Here is an 18,109-nt window from a genome sequence, read left to right on the forward strand (position 1 = left end):
TCCTCCGGGCAAACCGCTGCGCATCGTCTTCAATGGCGTCTGCATGGGAATCGTCGAGGTGAATGGTGCGAGGGAAAACGATGCAATCGGGGATGACATTGATCGAAGTGCTGGTCGCGTTGCTGATCTTCAGCGTCGGCATATTGGGCGTGGCGATGTTGCAGCTCAATGCGCTGAAGTACACCGACAGCTCCATGCGCAGCCTGCACGTCAGCTTCATCGCCCATGACCTTTTCGAGCGCATCCGAGCCAATCCTGGCACCCGCTACGCGCTGTCTTCTCTGAGTCAGGCTCCAACCTCCGGCAGTCTCGCCGTGCCTCGCCAGCAAGACCTGTACGACTTCGCGACGCAGTTGAAACGCGCGGCCGGTGATGACGCCGAGGCATCCATAGCGGTGGCGGGATCGAGCGTGACCCTCACATTGAAGTGGGATGATTCGCGTGCCAGCCAGGACGCCGCGCAGAAGCAAACGCTTACGCTGAGCGCCGATGTCTCTGCCGAGCGGGTCGCACGATGAGGCCTCTGGAGAAGGGCTTTGGCCTCGTCGAAGTCATGCTGGCGCTGGTGTTGGGATTGGTGATGTCGCTGGCCTTGGCGCAGATATTCATCAGCTCGAAGAGCAGCTATGCCAGTCAGACATCGTCCGCCAGCCTGCAGGAAGACGCACGATTCGTGCTCAGCAAAATGGTCCAGGAAGTGCAGCTGGTGGGCATGTTCGGCTGCCTGGGGAAGGTTGAGGATGCCAGTGCCGGCAAAGGCTTTTCCAAGGCGTTTCAAGACCCCATCACGTGGGACGTCAATTCGAAAACTCTGACCCTCGCCACGGCAGGGACCGGGGAGGGCGGCGGCTGGTCAACCTGGGTTATTCACACTGACTGCGTGTCGTCCGCCACCGCTTACACCAACGGCCGGGCGCCTCGGCTTTCCGCAGATGAGACCGCGATGCCCATTCACCGGCAGGTCTATCGCTTCAACAAGGCACGCAATGAGCTGTCCCTGAACGGCCAACCTCTGGTCAGCAACGTGGGCGCGTTCGATGTGCTGTTCGGCGTCGCCGGATCGCTCAACGATCGCTCCATCGCGCGGTACGCTGCCACTGCCGAACCCTCGTTGATCCGCAGCGTACGGCTTACCCTCACCCTGTTCGACCCCGCAGACCGGGCTCAGGAGCAGACCATCGACGTTGTTGCCGCCATCCGTAATCGGCTGGGGTGAGGGCATGAAGATGAATGCACAACGTGGTGCGGTGTTGATTGTCAGCCTGGTGTTTCTGTTGTTGCTGACCCTGTTGGCGACATCGTCGATGCAGAACGCCACGCTCCAGGAAAAAGTGGCAGGCACGCTGAGGCTGCGCGATGCCTCGTTTCAATCCGCCGAGACAGCGCTGCGCATTGCGGAAGCGAGAATCGTGGCAACGGGTTTTTCCCTGCAGGGCTGTTCGTCGCCCGCGAAGTGTCTGCCGCCGCCCGAAGCGCTGACCCTTTCAAGCAGCGGCGCCGGCGGGCCTTCAGGAGTGAATTGGGTCGCAACGCGGGGTGGTTTCTACGGCATTCAGCATGTCGGCCAAACCGATCACCCCGCCGGTGGCGCAGACGGTCAACTTTGGACCTTGTACCGCGTGACGGCCATTGGCATCGAAGGCGACTCACGGACTGTGCTTGAAAGCATCCACACCCAGGAGCGTCGCGTGATGTGGCGGCAGCGGCAATGAGCAGGACGGGTAGAGGCTTCACCCTGATTGAGTTGCTGATTGCCATCGCGATCGTCGCGATACTTGCCGCCGTCGCGTACCCGCAGTACAGCGAATACACCCGGAAAACCCGCCGCTCGGAGATCGCTGGGATGCTGGTTGAAGAAGCGCAGAAACTGGAGCGGTTTCACTCACGGGCTGGGCAGTATTCGGACGTCAGCGGGCCGCCGGCATTTAGTCATGAAGTGTCGTTCGGGAATGCGTTTTACCGGATAGAGGCAGAGCGGAAGGAGCGAACGTTTACGCTGACTGCGTCGCCGATTGGCGGGGGGATGATGGCGGGCGATGCCTGCGGCAGCTTTGTGCTGGAAAACACTGGCGGGCGCGACAATCTCGGGATGTCGGGGGCTGCCAGTGTGCCGGGGTGTTGGGGGCGCTGAAATGACATATGAGGCCTACGACACAAGGCGTCAGGGCATTCGTCCGTCGAAAACAGCCACACATCCCCCCGACAAATATTGAAACAACCGGTTGCGATATAGTTTCTCCATTAAGGAGAGATTAAATGCCCAAACGGTGTCGGGGTTTTACGCTGGTCGAGTTGCTGGTGACTATCACGTTGGTCGGCATCCTCGCCGCGATCGCCATTCCGAGTTTCAGCACGGCAATTCAAAATACCAAGGCAGATACAGAGGTCAGCGACTTTCAGCGTTTCCTCAACTATGCACGTCAGCAGGCGATAAATAGTGGGACTGTGATTCGCATCACGCCAACGGTTGCCGGAAGCGCATGGAATACGCAACTCAGTATCGTCGACCCTGCAACGAGTCCTGTTACGACGTTGCGTGTGCTATCAGCGATGGACACGGGCTCAGTGCTGACCGTCAACGGGAATCCGAGCGCTATCGATTTCAATAACTTGGGTGGTTTGGCTGCCCCGGTGCCGACGCCTGCCGCGGCGCTGAGCATCACATATACCCGAGGCACCATCAGCAGGGTGATCAACGTTTGCCTAAGCGGGCGCATCGTATTAGGTAATTGCATATGAGCGTGAAAATCGACTCCTCGCAGCAAGGCATGACGCTCATTGAAGTACTGGTGGCGCTGCTTGTCTTGGCCATCGGATTGTTGGGAGCGGCTGCGCTGCAGTTGAACGCATTGAAGTACACCGATAGCTCAACAATGAGCAGCCAGGCCAGCTTCGTGGCTTACGACATGATGGACCGCATTCGTGCCAATCCAGATGCGGATTACCGTTTGGCGTCATTGGCTGCCGCACCTTCGGCGGCGAACTTGAACGTTCCGCGAACCCAGGATTTGGTAGATTTTAAAAACAACATCACTAACTTTGCCGGACCGGGTGGCGACGGCGTCATTACCGTCAATCAAGGTTGGGTGACGATTGCAGTGACATGGAACGATGCCCGTGCTGCTAACACCGCAAATGCGCAGCAGACCTTTAGCGTAAGGAGTCGCGTTGTGGCCGACCCTAAGGCGACGCCATGAACCATCGTGCCAGAGGCTTCGGCCTGATAGAGATCATGATCTCGTTATTGTTGGGCCTGCTGATCGTAGCCGGGATCATTCAGATTTTTATTTCTGCGAAAAATACTTATTCGACGCAGAACGCGTCCGCCGCGATGCAAGAAGATGCGCGTTTCATTCTTACCAAGTTGTCGCAGGAAATTCGCATGGTGGGCATGTTCGGCTGCCTGGCAACCGTCGCGGACGCGAGCGCTAAAGCTGATTTTGCAGCCGCGCAGGCGACGCCGATTCGATGGGATAACGCCACTGCAAAGCTGACGCTGGTGACCGCTGATGTGGGAAACAACGGCGGAACACCTTCCTGGACAATTCTCTCAGACTGCAAATCCTCGGCGACAGCCAGAACAGGAACCGCGGCTCCTGCGGCAGGACAATTGGCGTTCCCGATACGGCAACTTGAGTACCAGCTTGTGAATAACCAACTCATGCTGGGCGGGGCCGCCATCGTCAATAACGTGGATAAGTTTCTGTTGATGTTTGGCACGGCCAGCGCGGCCTCGGGGCCAGCGGTTACTGGATACACCGCCAACCCTGGCAACACTGATCTGGTGCGCAGTGTGCGTATCACGCTCGTGCTGAAGGACCCGGCTAACCGGGTCCAAAATCAGTCGTTCAGCGTTTTGATCGCGCTGCGTAATCGTCTCTACTAGGTGCGCCACAGTGAAAGCAGCGAGACACAAAGCATTTCCACTTACCCCCTTTCGCGAGCAAGGAATGGCGCTGATTGTAAGCCTCGTCTTTCTTTTGCTCCTGACGCTGGTCGGCATATCTTCTATGCAGAGTGCGACTTTTCAGGAAAAAATGTCGGGCAGTGTCAAGCTGCGCAATGAGTCATTTCAGTTGGCCGAAGCAGCAGTGCGTGCAGGTGAAGCGGCGGTGCAGGCCAGCAGCTACACACTGGCGACGTGCACGAGATGCGCGCCACCGGCTGAAAACGTCAACGATATAAAAGCGGGAGTCAGCGCTGCGTCCGGCGTAACGTGGATAGCGGTAACAAACGGATTTTGGGCAGCCCAGAAAATAGCTACGACCAAAGATCCGGTCAATATCAATTCGGTAGGGTGGGATGAAAGCAAGTCGTGGACGCTGTATCGCATCACAGGTGTTGGCGTCTCCGGTAACTCGCGAACTGTAGTGGAAAGTATCTATGCCAAGCGTTGAGTGGTACCGCACAGCCAAGCAGTATGTCTGCGGGCTCTTGCTAGGGGCATTTTTCGGCCTTTATGGTTCGGCGACAGCTTACGCCGCGTTCATTCCTTCGGACTCGCCGTTGTTGACCGCAGGTTCCGTGACGCCGAATGTCATGCTGCTGGTGGACGACTCCGGCAGCATGAACAGCATCATTTGGGCCGCCGGATTCGATCCCAATGCGGTGCCCCTCCCGGTGTACAACTGCAGCTCGGACACATCCTGCCGTAACGTTAACAGCCTTGATCTGAGTGATACCAATTTCTTTGTGGGGAATTTAAGGGGGGGTGGGTGCTTTGCAGGCTACGACGGCTTTTACAAGGTCTCTACCGACAGCATCATCTGTCTCAAATTACCGGATCCGGTGGGTAATGGTAATACTCGGTATAGCACCGCCTATATCAGCTATCTGATCTCTGCCACGTCCTTGGCGAGAAAGGACTATACCGACGGTTCTATCCCGAACGATTACCGAATCAACGTTGCTCGCAACGTCTCTGCGTCGCTGGTAGCAAGTAATCGGAATCTTAGGATCGGCCTGGCTACCTTCAACCCACCTGTCACGGGAAATTCCGGCCCCGGCGGTTATATCGCTAGAGGGGTAAATGATCTGTCTCAGACAGCCTCCACGACCGCTGCTCAGGCCAATACAAATTACAACGCACTGATTTCCTCCATTAACGGCTTGGCTGCAATTGCGAACACGCCATTGGCTGAGACGTACTATGAAGTCACTCGTTATTTCCGCGGGTTGACGCCCTACTACAACACGACGCCAACTACTTATACGAGCCCCATTCAGTACCGGTGCCAACGCAACTATGGTGTCGTGATCACCGATGGGCTGCCCACTTACGACCGGACCTTTCCCACCAACGATCCCCAGGGCGGCGCGAGTTTACCGAATTGGGATGGCAAAAATAATGACGGGGACAACCTTAATGGCGACGGTGAGGGCGACACGCTCTACCTCGACGACATCGCGAAATTTGCCTACGACATCGATATGAGAACGGACGGTACTGATGGCGCAAACAAGAGTTGGAATGCGCCAGATTTTATCAAACAGAATATGTTCACCTATACCGTGGGGTTTACTGCCGCGAATGCCATGCTTTCTGACGCGGCGGTTTACGGCAAAGGAACCTATTATCAAGCAACCGACAGCGCTGGTCTTAACGCGGCATTGTCGGCCGCGCTGAATGACATTACTTCTCGCGCAGGCACCGGGGGCGGCGCAGCTTCGAACTCCTCTTCGCTGTCGAGCAGTTCTGTTTTCTTTCAGACCCAATATGACCCCACTGACTGGCGCGGGACGATCAAGTCATTGGCGATTGCAGCAGATGGCGCCATCAATACAGCTCAGCCCAACTGGTCCACCGATCTACAGATTGTTCCGGGCATCAAATCAACCTATGAGTCCTGGAACACCCTGACGAATAGGGTCATCCCCCTATCGTTCCTCAGCTTCTCCTTACCGCAGCAGTTGGCACTCAGCCTCAATCTTCCATTGGGAGTGTCCGGCTCAGACTTGGTTGAGTGGAGCAAGGGAACAAACAAAACAGGGCTGAAAACGCGGACAGTGCTTCTAGGGGACGTGATTAACTCCCCGCTCGCTTATGCCTCTCCCACGGCAAACCCTGCTTCGGACCCTGCCGCCGATAACAGCTACACCACTTACCTCGATACAAAGGCCGGGTCCATGACGCCTAGTCTTGTCGTGAATGCCAACGACGGGTTGGTCAATGTCATCGACCCGGCCTTGGGCACCAGACGATATGCCTACATGCCGTCCACGGTTCTTCCTAACCTGCATTACGTCGCTGATACGGACTACATCAACGGCGATTCCCACAAGTTTTTGGTGGACGGCCAGATATCCATTGTTGACGTGCAGTTCGCCTCATCATGGAAAACCTTGGCCATCGGCGGCACCGGGGCAGGGGGGAAAGGGTTTTATGCGTTGCAATTGTTCAACGCAGATAAGTCAAACACGGTAAAGGCGCTTTGGGACATAAGCAGCGGTTCTACCGGATACGCCAATATGGGGTACGCCTACGCCAAGCCCGAAGTGGCCCAATTGCCGGATGGTCGATGGGCAGCTTTCATTGCGAATGGTTATGGCAGCACTAACGGCGTGGCTTCACTGTTTGTGGTGGATGTCAGCAACGGCTCGCTGATCAGAGAGATACCGGTCGATACGTCCGGCAACAACGGCCTGTCCTCAGTGAGGTTGCGCGTCGATGCCCAGAGCATGGTTCAGTATGCCTATGCAGGTGATCTGAAAGGGCAGATGTGGAAATTTGACTTTAGGGGACTGACTGCGGCCTCGTGGAAGGTGGGGTTGGGGGGCAGTCCACTGTTCACCGCTGCTGGCGGGGCGAGTCAACCCATTACTGCGCAACCGGTGGTATCGAACAATCCGAACGGCGGCAAGATGGTTTACTTCGGAACCGGCAAATTGCTTGAAACCGCCGACAAAACCACGCTCACGACTCAAGCGTTTTATGCCGTTTGGGACAATGACGCTACGAGTGCCAATTACCGAGAAACCGACCTCGTCGCTCAGTCCATTAATGGCGTGTCCAGCGGCCCGAATGGGCAGTTCTTTACGACCACTCAAAATGACGTGAACTACGCCGCCAAGAAGGGCTTCTACCTCCCGCTGATCTACAACAACGTCGCTACGGGTGAACGAGTTATCTATCCTGCGGATCTAGCGTTTGGTCGGGTTCGATTCACCACGGCCATAGTCGACACGGGTGATCCCTGCTCCAGTTCGGGATCAGGGAGATTCGTGGACTTGGATGCGTTAAGCGGGCGTATGCTCAGTTATCCCGTGTTGGATACCAACAGCGATCGGCAGATTAACAGCGCAGATAATAATTCCAGCGGCTTTCTGGTGAGCGGCGGTGTCCCTTATCTGGCCGCAGCATTGGATAAGGACAACGGCAATCAGGAAATCGTTTTAAGCGGCGACCCTGCCAATCCTGCTATCGCGACAGAGTTGGGTGGAGTTTCAAACCGGCGCATTATGTGGCGACAAACAAGATGAGGAAAAAACATGGCTGGCTGTAAGGCGCGGGGCTTTACCCTGATAGAGCTGATGATCGTGGTCGCCATCGTCGGCATTCTGGCGGCGATCGCTTACCCCAGTTATACCGAGTACGTGAGGCGCACTCATCGGACAGAAATTGCCGCAACTCTGATGGAGCAGAGCCAGGTTCTGGAGCGTTACTTCACAAAGACCGGTAGCTATAAAGACGCTACGGTGACAGTCTCCAACGCTTGGTACAAAGTTGCGTTAGTGTCCGACGCTACGACCTTTACCTTGACGGCAACACCCGTCCCCGACTCCATGATGAACGGCGACAAGTGCGGCAATTTCCAGATCACCAATACCGGCGCGCGCACCAACTCCACCGGCCTGTCGAACAAAGACTGTTGGGGCCGTTGAATCCATGCAGATGAACAAGTCGTGGCCGCTGTGCTAGATCAACACATCATTATCATCGGCGGCGGCGTCAGCGGCCTCCTGACCGCCTTCAACCTCGCCTCCAAAGTCCGAAGCGTAACGCTGATCGACCGTTCGGATGTCGGCCAGGAATCCTCCTGGGCCGGCGGCGGCATCGTGTCGCCGCTTTACCCATGGCGCTACAGCCCGGCCGTAACGGCACTCTCGCACTGGTCGCAGGATTTTTACCCACAGCTCGCCGAACGCTTGCTGGCGATCACCGGCATCGATCCGCAAGTGCATAAGACCGGCCTTTACTGGCTGGACCTGGATGACGAAGCAGAAGCGCTCCAGTGGGCGGCGCGGGTGAATCGCCCGCTGAGGTCGGTGGATATCTCTGCGGTCTACGACGCCGTGCCCGTCATGGGCGGTGGCTATTCACGTGCGGTGCACATGGCCGACGTCGCCAACGTGCGCAACCCGCGTCTGGTCAAGTCGCTAAAGGCTGCATTATTGGCGTTGCCCAATGTGGTGATTCGAGAGCACTGCCAGGTCATTGATTTCCTGCGCGAGGGTGATCGCGTACTGGGCGTCACGACGGAAGAGGGCGATGTGCTCGGCGACAGCGTGGTGCTGGCCGCAGGTGCATGGAGCGGCGATCTGCTCGGCAAACTGGGGTTGGCGCTGCCCGTTGAGCCGGTCAAAGGGCAGATGATCCTCTACAAATGCGCGGCCGACTTTCTTCCGAGCATGATCCTCGCGAAGGGTCGTTACGCCATCCCCCGGCGCGACGGACATATCCTCATCGGCAGTACGCTCGAGCACGAAGGGTTTGATAAGACACCCACCGAAAATGCCCTGGACAGCTTGAAAGCTTCGGCGATTGAATTGATCCCCGCGCTGGCGGATGCCCATGTGGTCGGGCACTGGGCGGGTTTGCGACCGGGCTCGCCGGACGGCATTCCTTTCATCGGCCCGGTGCCGGATCATCAAGGCTTGTGGCTGAACTGCGGCCACTATCGCAACGGCCTGGTGCTGGCGCCGGCCTCATGTCAGTTGTTGACGGATTTGCTGGTGGGCGATGAGCCGATTATTGATGAGGCGCCGTATGCGCCTGCGGGAAGACTCAACGCTTAAGTGGTTCAGCCGAAGAACAGGTCCCAAAAGAGGAACGATCGGTCCTTCTTTGGGACCTTTCCGACGTCGCGAAGTCACTCACTCCAACCCCAGCTTTTTCAACCGATAACGCATCGACCTGAACGTCAAATTCAAGCGCTGCGCCGCCGCCGTACGATTCCAGCGAGTTTCCTCCAGCGCCTGCAGGATCAGTTTGCGCTCGATGCTCTCCAGATAGTCTTCCAGATTATCGAAGTTCGCCAGGCTCGGGCCGTCCTGCTCGGTAGGGCGTGATGGCTCGGCAAGGCGCAGGTCCTCGATATTGATCTGATCGTTATCGCAGAGTGTGTATGCCCGTTCCAGCATGTTTTCCAGCTCGCGCACATTGCCGGGAAAACGGTAGCCCTTGAGGGCCGCCAGCGCGTGGGGCGGGAGAAGGGTGGCAGGCTCTCCGGCGGATTCGGCCAGGCGGCGCAGCACGCTGTTGGCGATCTCTTCAATGTCTTCGCGGCGCTCGCGCAGGGGCGGGACGCGCAGTTCGATGACGTTCAGCCGGTAATACAAATCCTGCCGAAAACGCCCGGCGGCTACTTCCTGATTGAGGTCCTTGTGAGTCGCGCACAGCACGCGAACGTCCACCACTTGCTCCTGCTGGCCGCCAATCGCGCGGACGGATTTTTCCTGGATCGCGCGGAGCAGTTTCACCTGCATCGCCAGCGGCAGATCAGCCACTTCATCCAGAAACAGCGTCCCGCCATTGGCCACTTGAAACAGCCCGGGTTTGTCTTCATGGGCGCCAGTGAAACTGCCTTTGCGGTGCCCGAAGAATTCGCTTTCCATCAGTTCCGACGGGATCGCGCCGCAGTTGACGGGTACGAACGACTGCTCGGCGCGCGGGCCTTGCTCGTGAATCAAGCGTGCGACCAGCTCCTTGCCGCTGCCCGACTCGCCGCTGATATAGATCGGCGCCTGGCTACGCGCCAGTTTGGCGATTTGCTTACGCAGCGCCTGCATCGGTGGAGAGCTGCCCAGCAGGCGATGGTCGATGCGGTTGTCTTCGGCAGGGGCGATGCGCAGGCGCAAGGCGCTGGTCACCAACTCACGTAATCGCGTCAGATCAACCGGCTTGGTCAAGAAGTCGAACGCGCCGGCTTTCAGTGCATGGATCGCCGTGTCGAGGCTGCCGTGGGCGGTGATCATCGCCACCGGTACCTGATTGTGGCGCTTCTGAATGTGCTGCACCAACTCCAGGCCATTGCCATCCGGCAGACGCATGTCGGTCAGGCACAGGTCGAATGCCTCGCGCGCCAGCCACTCTTGGGCTTCCTTGACGTTGCGCGCGCTGCGAGTGTCCAGTTTCATCCGTCCGAGCGTGATTTCCAGCAACTCACGAATGTCCGGCTCATCGTCGACGATCAGGATCTTTTGCCGTTGGCTCATGTTCAGCTCAGCTTGAACGGATGGGCGAAGGTTATTCGCATGCAGCTACCGCCACCTTCCCGTGGAGTGTAATTGAGGCTCGCCTGATTGCTTTCGCACAGCTCGCGCGAAAGGTACAGGCCCAGGCCGGTTCCTTTGCTTTCGGTGGTGAAGAAGGGCTCGAAGATTTTCCCGAGATGCTCTTCGGCAACACCCGGCCCGTCGTCGAGGACTTCCAGCGTCGGCAGTTCGCTGAACGGGGCTTGAAACAACCTTAGCCACACTTGGGCGTGTTCGTGCAGCTGGCCGCTGTAGCGCAAACCGTTTTGCACCAGATTGCTCATCACTTGCTGCAACTGTTCGGCATCCATCTGCGTACTGAGCACGCCCGGACCGATATCCAGATGCACGGCCTGATCAGCCATCAGGTCACCGCGCAGGTTACGGACGAAGTTCTCGATCCACTGCTTGAGATCGAGCAGGTGGGGTTCGGTCTGACGTCGACGAGACAGCTGCAGAACGTTCTCGATCACCAGATTCATCCGCCGCGATTGATCGTGAATGATTTGACTGAGACGACGGTCCGGCGCGGTCAGTTCCTCGGATTCCAACAGCAGCTGTGCGGCATGACTGATGGCGCCCAGCGGGTTGCGGATCTCGTGGGCGATGCCAGCGGTCAGTCTGCCCAGCGCGGCGAGTTTGAGCTGTTGGGCCTGCTGGGAAATCTGGGACAGGTCGTCGAGAAACACCAGGGTGTGGCGATGGCTGCCCCGCGCCAGTGCGATGAACCCCGGGCGCAGCACCGGACCGATGACCGAGGTCGTGATGCTCCGCGGTGCCATGGACGGGTTGGTCATCCACTGACCCAAGCGTTCGACCAGTTGCGGCGAATAGGCGTCGACGATTTCGCCGAGCAAGCGCTCGTGGCCCAGCAGGTTCAGCGCGCTCTGGTTGGCGAGCAGCACCTTGTGATCTTCGTCGAGCACCAGAATGCCGGTCCGCATGCGTTGCAGGATCAGCGCGTTGAGCTCTTCAAGGTTGTCGACGTCAGCAGCGCGACGTTCGGCGATGTCTTCGCTGAGCTGCAGGCGTCGTGCGAGGGCCTGAACCAGCAGCGCTGCTGCGAAGCACAGGGCACCGAGAGAGCCGGCCTGCACGAAATGATTGGCAGCGGAGGGCTTGTGATAGCTGATGTAGAAGGTCAGATAAATGATGCCGATGGCTGAGAGCGCGGCAATCAGCAGCCCGGTTCGCTTGCGCAGCAGCACGTTGCTGATCGCTACGGAGGCAATGATCAAATTGCCAATGCCGCTCGGTGCACCGCCTCCGGCATAGAACAGCGCGGCCAGCATCAGCGTGTCGGCCATGGCCAGGGAGAACAGTTGCCCCTGGCGGCTCGGGCGCTCAAGCAGCACGACCACGAGGATGTTGAACACCAGATACAGCCAGCAGCCGATCCGGAACAGCTCGATATCGGCCAGTTCCAGCAACTCGGCGTCCAGGCTGCTGGAAATCAGCAGCACCAGCAGGACGCCGATGCTCAGACGGTACAGGTGATACAGCCGCAGGATGCGTTGGGCCTGAGGCGTGGTCAGCGACAGGCTGTCAGCGGTCACGTGTGGCGGGGCCCTGCAAACGGTGTGCTTCGGTGCAATACCATTGCTGGTTCTGGCTCAGCGCGCGATCGCGCGGAACATGCACGCCACATTGCGCGCACCGCACCATGGGCGCAGCGTCGAGTTCCGGCGTTGCGGGTTTCGGGCGTGGGGCAGGGCCCTTAACCAGGCGTTTGAAAAACCAGATGGCCGCCACGATCAGGGCGATCCACATAATCAAGCGAATCATGTCTGTCAGCTTATGAAGTGAAGAGCGCGCAGTGTAGCCAAGCGGGTGTCGGGCGCACAGTCATCTCCATCGTCGGATGCTGTCGGAAAACGGTCGGGCATTAAAAAAGGCCCCGAAGGGCCTCTTTTAGCTGACGTTTGGCAGGGACTGAATCAGTCAAACAGGCCAAAGGTCATGTAGCTGAAGATCGAGCGGCTTTTCGGCGTGCCGTCGTCGTCATCGTTTTTCTTCTCTTCGTCAGCCGACTGGTTCTCAGGCAGCAGGTCGGCAGGGATGGCTTCCTTGGCGTCCTGGTACTGCTTGATCACGTCCTGGTTGGCGCGGGTTTGCCCTGGCGGCAACGGCGGACGGCTTTCGATCAGGCCCAGCGTCGCCTTGGACAGCCACGAGCGGTTGTCGGCCTCGGCCGTGCGCGCTTCGAACTTGCCGTCTACCAGCTGCGGGTGATCCGGGTAGTTGGTTTTCAGGACTTGCAGGCTGGTGTCAGCCAGGTCGTCCAGGTGCAGACGCTGATAGGCCTCAACCATGACCGCCAGGCCGTCACCGACCGATGGGGTTTCCTGGAAGTTTTCGACAACGTAGCGACCGCGGTTGGCCGCTGCCACGTAGGCCTGACGGGTCAGATAGTAGTCGGCAACGTGGATCTCGTAGGCCGCCAACAGGTTGCGCAGATAAATCATGCGCTGCTTGGCGTCGGGTGCGTAGCGGCTGTTCGGGTAACGGCTGGTCAGCTGGGCGAACTCGTTATACGAATCGCGAGCAGCGCCCGGGTCACGCTTGGTCTGATCCAGCGGCAGGAAGCGGGCGATGATGCCGACGTCCTGGTCGAACGAGGTCAGGCCCTTGAGGTAATAGGCGTAATCGACGTTCGGGTGTTGCGGGTGCAGACGAATGAAACGCTCGGCGGCCGACTTGGCAGCTTCCGGCTCGCCATTCTTGTAGTTGGCGTAGATCAGCTCGAGTTGCGCCTGGTCAGCGTAGCGACCGAACGGATAACGCGACTCCAGCGCCTTGAGCTTCTCGGTGGCGCTGTTATAGCTATTGTTGTCCAGATCGGCCTGCGCCTGCTGGTACAGCTCGACTTCACTGAGGTTTTCGTCGATGACTTCTTTCTTCGAAGAACAGGCAACAGTAAGTCCGAGGATGGCTATCAGCAGCAGGTGTTTCACTTGCATGGCGGCTTGCGTCCCTATAACGGCCTGCTGTCTTGCGCAGGACCGTCCTGTTATGATGGGCGCCCCGTGGAACCCCCGGGACAAAAGACGCCGTATTTAACCACAAGCGCACAGCCGAAACCAAAGGCCAGTGCCACCTCCTAGTTTGAGCATGTCTGAGATCATAGAACTCCGCGCAGAGGTGCCGTCCGAATTGGGCGGTCAACGCCTCGACCAAGTCGCCGCCCAACTATTCGCAGAGCACTCGCGCTCGCGCCTTTCCGCCTGGATCAAAGACGGTCGCCTGACGGTGGACGGTGGCGTTTTGCGCCCGCGTGACATCGTGCATGGTGGCGCCGTTCTGCTCCTCAAAGCCGAGCAGGAAGCCCAGGGCGAGTGGATCGCGCAGGACATCGAGCTCGATATCGTCTACGAAGACGACCAGATCCTGGTCATCAACAAGCCTTCCGGCCTGGTTGTACATCCGGCAGCCGGTCACGCCGATGGCACCCTGCTCAACGCCTTGCTGCACCACGTGCCGGACATCATCAATGTCCCGCGTGCCGGCATCGTGCACCGCCTGGACAAGGACACCACCGGTCTGATGGTCGTCGCCAAGACCATTCAGGCGCAGACCCAACTGGTCACTCAACTGCAGAACCGCAGCGTCAGCCGCATCTATGAGTGCATCGTTATCGGGGTAGTGACTGCCGGCGGCAAGATCAACGCACCGATCGGTCGTCATGGTCAGCAGCGTCAGCGCATGGCAGTCATGGAAGGCGGCAAGCCAGCGGTCAGCCATTACCGGGTTCTGGAGCGTTTTCGTTCCCACACCCACGTGCGGGTCAAGCTGGAAACCGGGCGTACTCACCAGATTCGTGTGCACATGGCCCACATCAACTTCCCCTTGGTAGGCGATCCTGCCTACGGCGGTCGTTTCCGGATCCCGCCTGCGGCCAACGTGAACATGGTCGAATCGTTGAAACATTTCCCGCGTCAGGCGCTGCATGCGCGTTTCCTTGAACTGGATCATCCGACGACCGGTAAGCGCATGAGCTGGGAATCGCCGTTGCCGGACGACTTTGTCTGGCTGCTGACCCTGCTCAAGCAAGACCGCGAAGCCTTCATCGGATGACCGAGCCCGTGGCGGACTGGCTTATTCCCGACTGGCCTGCGCCAGTGGGTATCAAAGCCTGCGTCACGACGCGATCGGGCGGAGTCAGTGTGGCGCCGTTCGACAGCTTCAATCTGGGCGACCACGTTGAGGACGATCCAGCGGCCGTTGCGCACAACCGTTCCTTACTCACCTCGCGCCTGAGCATTCAGCCTGCATGGCTGAAGCAGGTTCATGGCACTGACGTCGTCGAGGCCACGCCCGCAGAAGTGCCTGAGGCTGATGCCAGCCGGAGTCAAACCCCGGGCGTGGCCTGCACCATCATGACGGCCGATTGCCTGCCCGCACTGTTCTGCAACAAAGCGGGCACTCAGGTTGCCGCTGCCCATGCGGGCTGGCGCGGTCTGGCGGCGGGTGTGCTTGAGGCGACGGTGGACAGTTTTGCCGATGCGCCCTCCGACATCCTTGTCTGGCTCGGCCCTGCCATTGGGCCCCAGGCATTTGAAGTGGGTACCGAGGTGCGAGAGGCCTTCATGGCGACGCACCCAGAGACAGCCGATGCATTCGTGTCGGGCGCCAACGACGGCAAGTTCATGGCTGACATCTATCAATTGGCGCGTCTGCGTCTCGCCGCCCACGGCGTCACAGCGGTGTATGGCGGCGGTCTCTCGACCTACGATGATGAGCGATTCTTCTCTTATCGCCGTGGCGCGCGCACCGGACGGTTCGCGTCTCTCATCTGGATCGAAGCCCGGTAGCCTTTCCCGCGCTGCGGTACTCATTCCTCCCGAAACCCTGCCTTCAAGCTAATGTTGATCCATGTCAACCCGTCGGCGCTTGAATCCTGCCTAATCGGCCGCATGTAAAGAACCATCTGGCAGGTTTTCTTTATTAGGTGTGTTCATTACTCCGGCCTGCCCATTTAGGAAGGTGACCCATGCGTATTGACCGTTTAACCAGCAAGTTACAACTCGCTCTATCAGATTCTCAATCACTGGCGGTGGGTCTGGACCATCCGGCCATCGAGCCTGCGCATCTGATGCAGGCATTGCTTGAACAGCAGGGCGGTTCGATCAAGCCTTTGCTGCTGCAAGTGGGCTTTGACGTCAACAGCCTGCGCACTGCGTTGAGCAAAGAGCTCGATCAACTGCCGAAAATCCAGAACCCGACTGGCGACGTGAACATGTCCCAGGACCTGGCGCGCCTGTTGAATCAGGCTGATCGACTGGCTCAGCAAAAAGGCGATCAGTTCATTTCCAGTGAGTTGGTGTTGCTCGCCGCCATGGACGAGAACAGCAAACTCGGCAAGCTGCTGCTCGGTCAGGGCGTCAGCAAGAAAGCCCTGGAAAACGCCATCAGCAACCTGCGTGGCGGCGATGCTGTCAACGACCCAAACGCGGAAGAATCCCGTCAGGCGCTGGACAAGTACACCGTTGACCTGACCAAGCGCGCCGAGGAAGGCAAGCTCGACCCGGTGATCGGCCGCGACGACGAAATCCGTCGGACCATCCAGGTGCTGCAACGCCGGACCAAGAACAATCCGGTGCTGATCGGTGAACCTGGCGTGGGTAAAACCGCCATCGCCGAAGGCCTTGCCCAACGCATCATCAACGGTGAAGTGCCAGACGGCCTCCGCGGAAAGCGTCTGCTGTCGCTGGACATGGGTGCGCTGATCGCAGGTGCCAAGTTCCGTGGCGAGTTCGAAGAGCGCCTGAAAGGGCTGCTCAATGAACTGTCCAAGCAGGAAGGGCAGATCATTCTGTTCATCGACGAGCTGCACACCATGGTTGGTGCCGGCAAGGCCGAGGGCTCGATGGACGCTGGCAACATGCTCAAGCCGGCGCTGGCCCGTGGTGAGCTGCATTGCGTGGGCGCCACGACGCTCAACGAGTACCGCCAATATATAGAGAAGGACGCCGCTCTCGAGCGTCGCTTCCAGAAAGTGCTGGTGGACGAGCCGAGCGAAGAAGACACCATCGCCATCCTGCGCGGCTTGAAAGAGCGCTATGAAGTTCACCACAAGGTGGCGATCACCGACGGCGCGATCATCGCGGCGGCCAAGCTCAGCCATCGCTACATCACCGATCGGCAACTGCCGGACAAAGCCATCGACTTGATCGACGAAGCGGCCAGCCGCATTCGTATGGAGATCGACTCCAAGCCGGAAGTGCTCGACCGCCTTGAACGTCGCCTGATCCAGCTGAAGGTAGAAGCGCAGGCGCTGAAGAAGGAAGACGACGAGGCCGCGATCAAGCGCCTGGAAAAACTTCAGGAGGAGATTCAGCGCCTTGAGCGGGAGTACGCCGACCTCGAAGAAATCTGGACCTCTGAAAAAGCGGAAGTGACCGGTTCTGCGCAGATTCAGCAAAAGATCGAGCAGTCCCGTCAGGAACTGGAAGCGGCACGGCGTAAGGGCGACCTGAACCGCATGGCCGAATTGCAGTACGGCGTGATTCCCGACCTGGAACGCAGCCTGCAGATGGTCGACCAGCACGGCAAGCCGGAAAACCAGTTGCTGCGCAGCAAGGTGACCGAGGAAGAGATTGCCGAAGTCGTGTCCAAGTGGACCGGTATTCCGGTGTCGAAGATGCTCGAAGGCGAGCGCGACAAGCTGCTGAAAATGGAAGAGCTGTTGCACCAGCGCGTGATCGGCCAGAACGAAGCGGTTGTCGCGGTGGCCAATGCTGTTCGACGGTCGCGTGCCGGGCTGTCGGACCCGAACCGCCCGAGCGGCTCGTTCATGTTCCTCGGCCCAACCGGTGTGGGTAAGACCGAGCTGTGCAAGGCGCTGGCGGAATTCCTGTTCGACACCGAAGAAGCGATGGTGCGGATCGACATGTCCGAGTTCATGGAGAAACATTCCGTGGCGCGGCTGATCGGCGCGCCACCTGGCTATGTCGGTTACGAAGAGGGTGGCTATCTGACCGAAGCGGTGCGCCGCAAGCCTTACTCGGTCATCCTGCTGGACGAAGTCGAGAAGGCACACCCGGACGTGTTTAACGTCTTGCTGCAAGTGCTCGAAGACGGGCGTCTGACCGACAGTCACGGGCGTACGGTGGATTTCCGTAATACCGTGATCGTCATGACCTCCAACCTGGGCTCGGCTCGCATCCAGGAGCTGGTCGGCGATCGTGAAGGCCAGCGCGCGGCAGTCATGGATGCGCTCACCACGCACTTCCGTCCGGAGTTCATCAACCGGGTGGACGAAGTGGTGATCTTTGAACCGCTGGCCCGCGATCAGATTGCAGGCATCACCGAGATCCAGTTGGGTCGTCTGCGCCAGCGTCTGGCGGAGCGCGATCTGCGCCTGGAGCTGTCCACCGAGGCGATGGACAAGCTGATCGCCGTCGGCTACGACCCTGTCTACGGCGCGCGGCCGCTTAAACGAGCGATCCAGCGCTGGATCGAAAACCCGCTGGCTCAGTTGATCCTGTCGGGTGGCTTCATGCCTGGCACCAGCATCAGAGGTACGGTGCAGGACGACGAGATCGTCTTCGGCTGATCTGCACTTCTATATAGAGGCGCAAAAGGGCTCTCCAAGCGGGAGCCCTTTTTTATGCGCGGTGATTTATTCACTGAACCG

The 18,109-nt window shown here is 58.8% G+C and carries 18 protein-coding genes; 14 read left to right on the plus strand and 4 right to left on the minus strand.

What is annotated here, in order from left to right:
- Window positions 1-80: 80 nt before the first annotated feature.
- The 11 genes from pilV (AC0Z8Z_RS11475) (at window position 81) to thiO (ending at window position 9,015) form a co-directional block, all read left to right on the plus strand.
- The gene (pilV, locus tag AC0Z8Z_RS11475; protein WP_485619177.1) at window positions 81-518 is read left to right on the plus strand and encodes a type IV pilus modification protein PilV; all 438 of its coding nucleotides are present in this window, start codon (window positions 81-83) and stop codon (window positions 516-518) included.
- Complete coding sequence (locus AC0Z8Z_RS11480) at window positions 515-1,216, plus strand: PilW family protein (RefSeq protein WP_485619178.1); 702 nt, start codon at window positions 515-517, stop codon at window positions 1,214-1,216. The genes pilV (AC0Z8Z_RS11475) and AC0Z8Z_RS11480 overlap by 4 nt, the downstream gene beginning before the upstream one ends.
- A gap of 4 nt (window positions 1,217-1,220) precedes the next feature.
- Window positions 1,221-1,712 carry a pilus assembly PilX family protein gene (locus AC0Z8Z_RS11485; protein WP_485619179.1) on the plus strand — a complete coding sequence of 164 codons (492 nt, stop codon included), beginning with the start codon at window positions 1,221-1,223 and terminating at the stop codon, window positions 1,710-1,712.
- Window positions 1,709-2,131, plus strand: coding sequence for a type IV pilin protein (locus AC0Z8Z_RS11490; RefSeq protein ID WP_485619277.1), 423 nt, complete (start codon window positions 1,709-1,711; stop codon window positions 2,129-2,131). Before AC0Z8Z_RS11485 ends, AC0Z8Z_RS11490 begins: the two co-directional genes overlap by 4 nt.
- A 125-nt stretch (window positions 2,132-2,256) precedes the next feature.
- The gene (locus AC0Z8Z_RS11495) at window positions 2,257-2,739 is read left to right on the plus strand and encodes a GspH/FimT family pseudopilin (protein ID WP_485619180.1); all 483 of its coding nucleotides are present in this window, start codon (window positions 2,257-2,259) and stop codon (window positions 2,737-2,739) included.
- Window positions 2,736-3,197 (plus strand): type IV pilus modification protein PilV, encoded by a 462-nt coding sequence (gene pilV, locus AC0Z8Z_RS11500; protein WP_485619181.1) that lies wholly within the window; start codon window positions 2,736-2,738, stop codon window positions 3,195-3,197. The genes AC0Z8Z_RS11495 and pilV (AC0Z8Z_RS11500) overlap by 4 nt, the downstream gene beginning before the upstream one ends.
- Window positions 3,194-3,886, plus strand: a complete 693-nt coding sequence (locus AC0Z8Z_RS11505; protein WP_485619182.1) for a PilW family protein — start codon at window positions 3,194-3,196, stop codon at window positions 3,884-3,886. The genes pilV (AC0Z8Z_RS11500) and AC0Z8Z_RS11505 overlap by 4 nt, the downstream gene beginning before the upstream one ends.
- 64 nt (window positions 3,887-3,950) lie before the next feature.
- The gene (locus tag AC0Z8Z_RS11510; protein ID WP_485619183.1) at window positions 3,951-4,397 is read left to right on the plus strand and encodes a pilus assembly PilX family protein; all 447 of its coding nucleotides are present in this window, start codon (window positions 3,951-3,953) and stop codon (window positions 4,395-4,397) included.
- A complete protein-coding gene (locus tag AC0Z8Z_RS11515) occupies window positions 4,384-7,479 on the plus strand; it encodes a pilus assembly protein (RefSeq protein ID WP_485619184.1) in 3,096 nt (1,031 codons plus the stop codon). The genes AC0Z8Z_RS11510 and AC0Z8Z_RS11515 overlap by 14 nt, the downstream gene beginning before the upstream one ends.
- A 9-nt stretch (window positions 7,480-7,488) precedes the next feature.
- Complete coding sequence (locus AC0Z8Z_RS11520) at window positions 7,489-7,881, plus strand: type IV pilin protein (RefSeq protein WP_485619185.1); 393 nt, start codon at window positions 7,489-7,491, stop codon at window positions 7,879-7,881.
- A 30-nt stretch (window positions 7,882-7,911) separates the two neighbouring features.
- Window positions 7,912-9,015 carry a glycine oxidase ThiO gene (gene thiO / locus AC0Z8Z_RS11525; RefSeq protein WP_485619278.1) on the plus strand — a complete coding sequence of 368 codons (1,104 nt, stop codon included), beginning with the start codon at window positions 7,912-7,914 and terminating at the stop codon, window positions 9,013-9,015.
- A gap of 78 nt (window positions 9,016-9,093) precedes the next feature.
- On the opposite strand, the gene AC0Z8Z_RS11530 is transcribed toward thiO, so the two are convergent.
- The 4 genes from AC0Z8Z_RS11530 to AC0Z8Z_RS11545 form a co-directional block, all read right to left on the minus strand.
- Entirely contained in the window at window positions 9,094-10,434 is a 1,341-nt protein-coding gene (locus tag AC0Z8Z_RS11530) for a sigma-54-dependent transcriptional regulator (protein ID WP_485619186.1), read from the minus strand.
- A gap of 2 nt (window positions 10,435-10,436) precedes the next feature.
- The gene (locus tag AC0Z8Z_RS11535; RefSeq protein ID WP_485619187.1) at window positions 10,437-12,029 is read right to left on the minus strand and encodes a sensor histidine kinase; all 1,593 of its coding nucleotides are present in this window, start codon (window positions 12,027-12,029) and stop codon (window positions 10,437-10,439) included.
- Window positions 12,019-12,258 (minus strand): PP0621 family protein, encoded by a 240-nt coding sequence (locus tag AC0Z8Z_RS11540; RefSeq protein ID WP_122535374.1) that lies wholly within the window; start codon window positions 12,256-12,258, stop codon window positions 12,019-12,021. Before AC0Z8Z_RS11540 ends, AC0Z8Z_RS11535 begins: the two co-directional genes overlap by 11 nt.
- Window positions 12,259-12,410: 152 nt before the next feature.
- On the minus strand, window positions 12,411-13,433 hold the full coding sequence (locus tag AC0Z8Z_RS11545; protein WP_122535375.1) for an outer membrane protein assembly factor BamD: 1,023 nt from the start codon (window positions 13,431-13,433) through the stop codon (window positions 12,411-12,413).
- Window positions 13,434-13,584: 151 nt separating this feature from the next.
- On the opposite strand from AC0Z8Z_RS11545, the gene rluD reads away from it, so the two are divergent.
- The 3 genes from rluD (at window position 13,585) to clpB (ending at window position 18,028) form a co-directional block, all read left to right on the plus strand.
- On the plus strand, window positions 13,585-14,547 hold the full coding sequence (rluD, locus tag AC0Z8Z_RS11550; protein WP_074890541.1) for a 23S rRNA pseudouridine(1911/1915/1917) synthase RluD: 963 nt from the start codon (window positions 13,585-13,587) through the stop codon (window positions 14,545-14,547).
- An 8-nt stretch (window positions 14,548-14,555) separates the two neighbouring features.
- The gene (pgeF, locus tag AC0Z8Z_RS11555; protein WP_485619188.1) at window positions 14,556-15,284 is read left to right on the plus strand and encodes a peptidoglycan editing factor PgeF; all 729 of its coding nucleotides are present in this window, start codon (window positions 14,556-14,558) and stop codon (window positions 15,282-15,284) included.
- Between the two features lie 179 nt (window positions 15,285-15,463).
- Window positions 15,464-18,028 (plus strand): ATP-dependent chaperone ClpB, encoded by a 2,565-nt coding sequence (gene clpB, locus AC0Z8Z_RS11560; RefSeq protein WP_122535376.1) that lies wholly within the window; start codon window positions 15,464-15,466, stop codon window positions 18,026-18,028.
- The last annotated feature ends 81 nt before the right edge of the window (window positions 18,029-18,109 follow it).

This window comes from Pseudomonas sp. 1L-C-7-B-C1 (genome assembly GCF_057291635.1).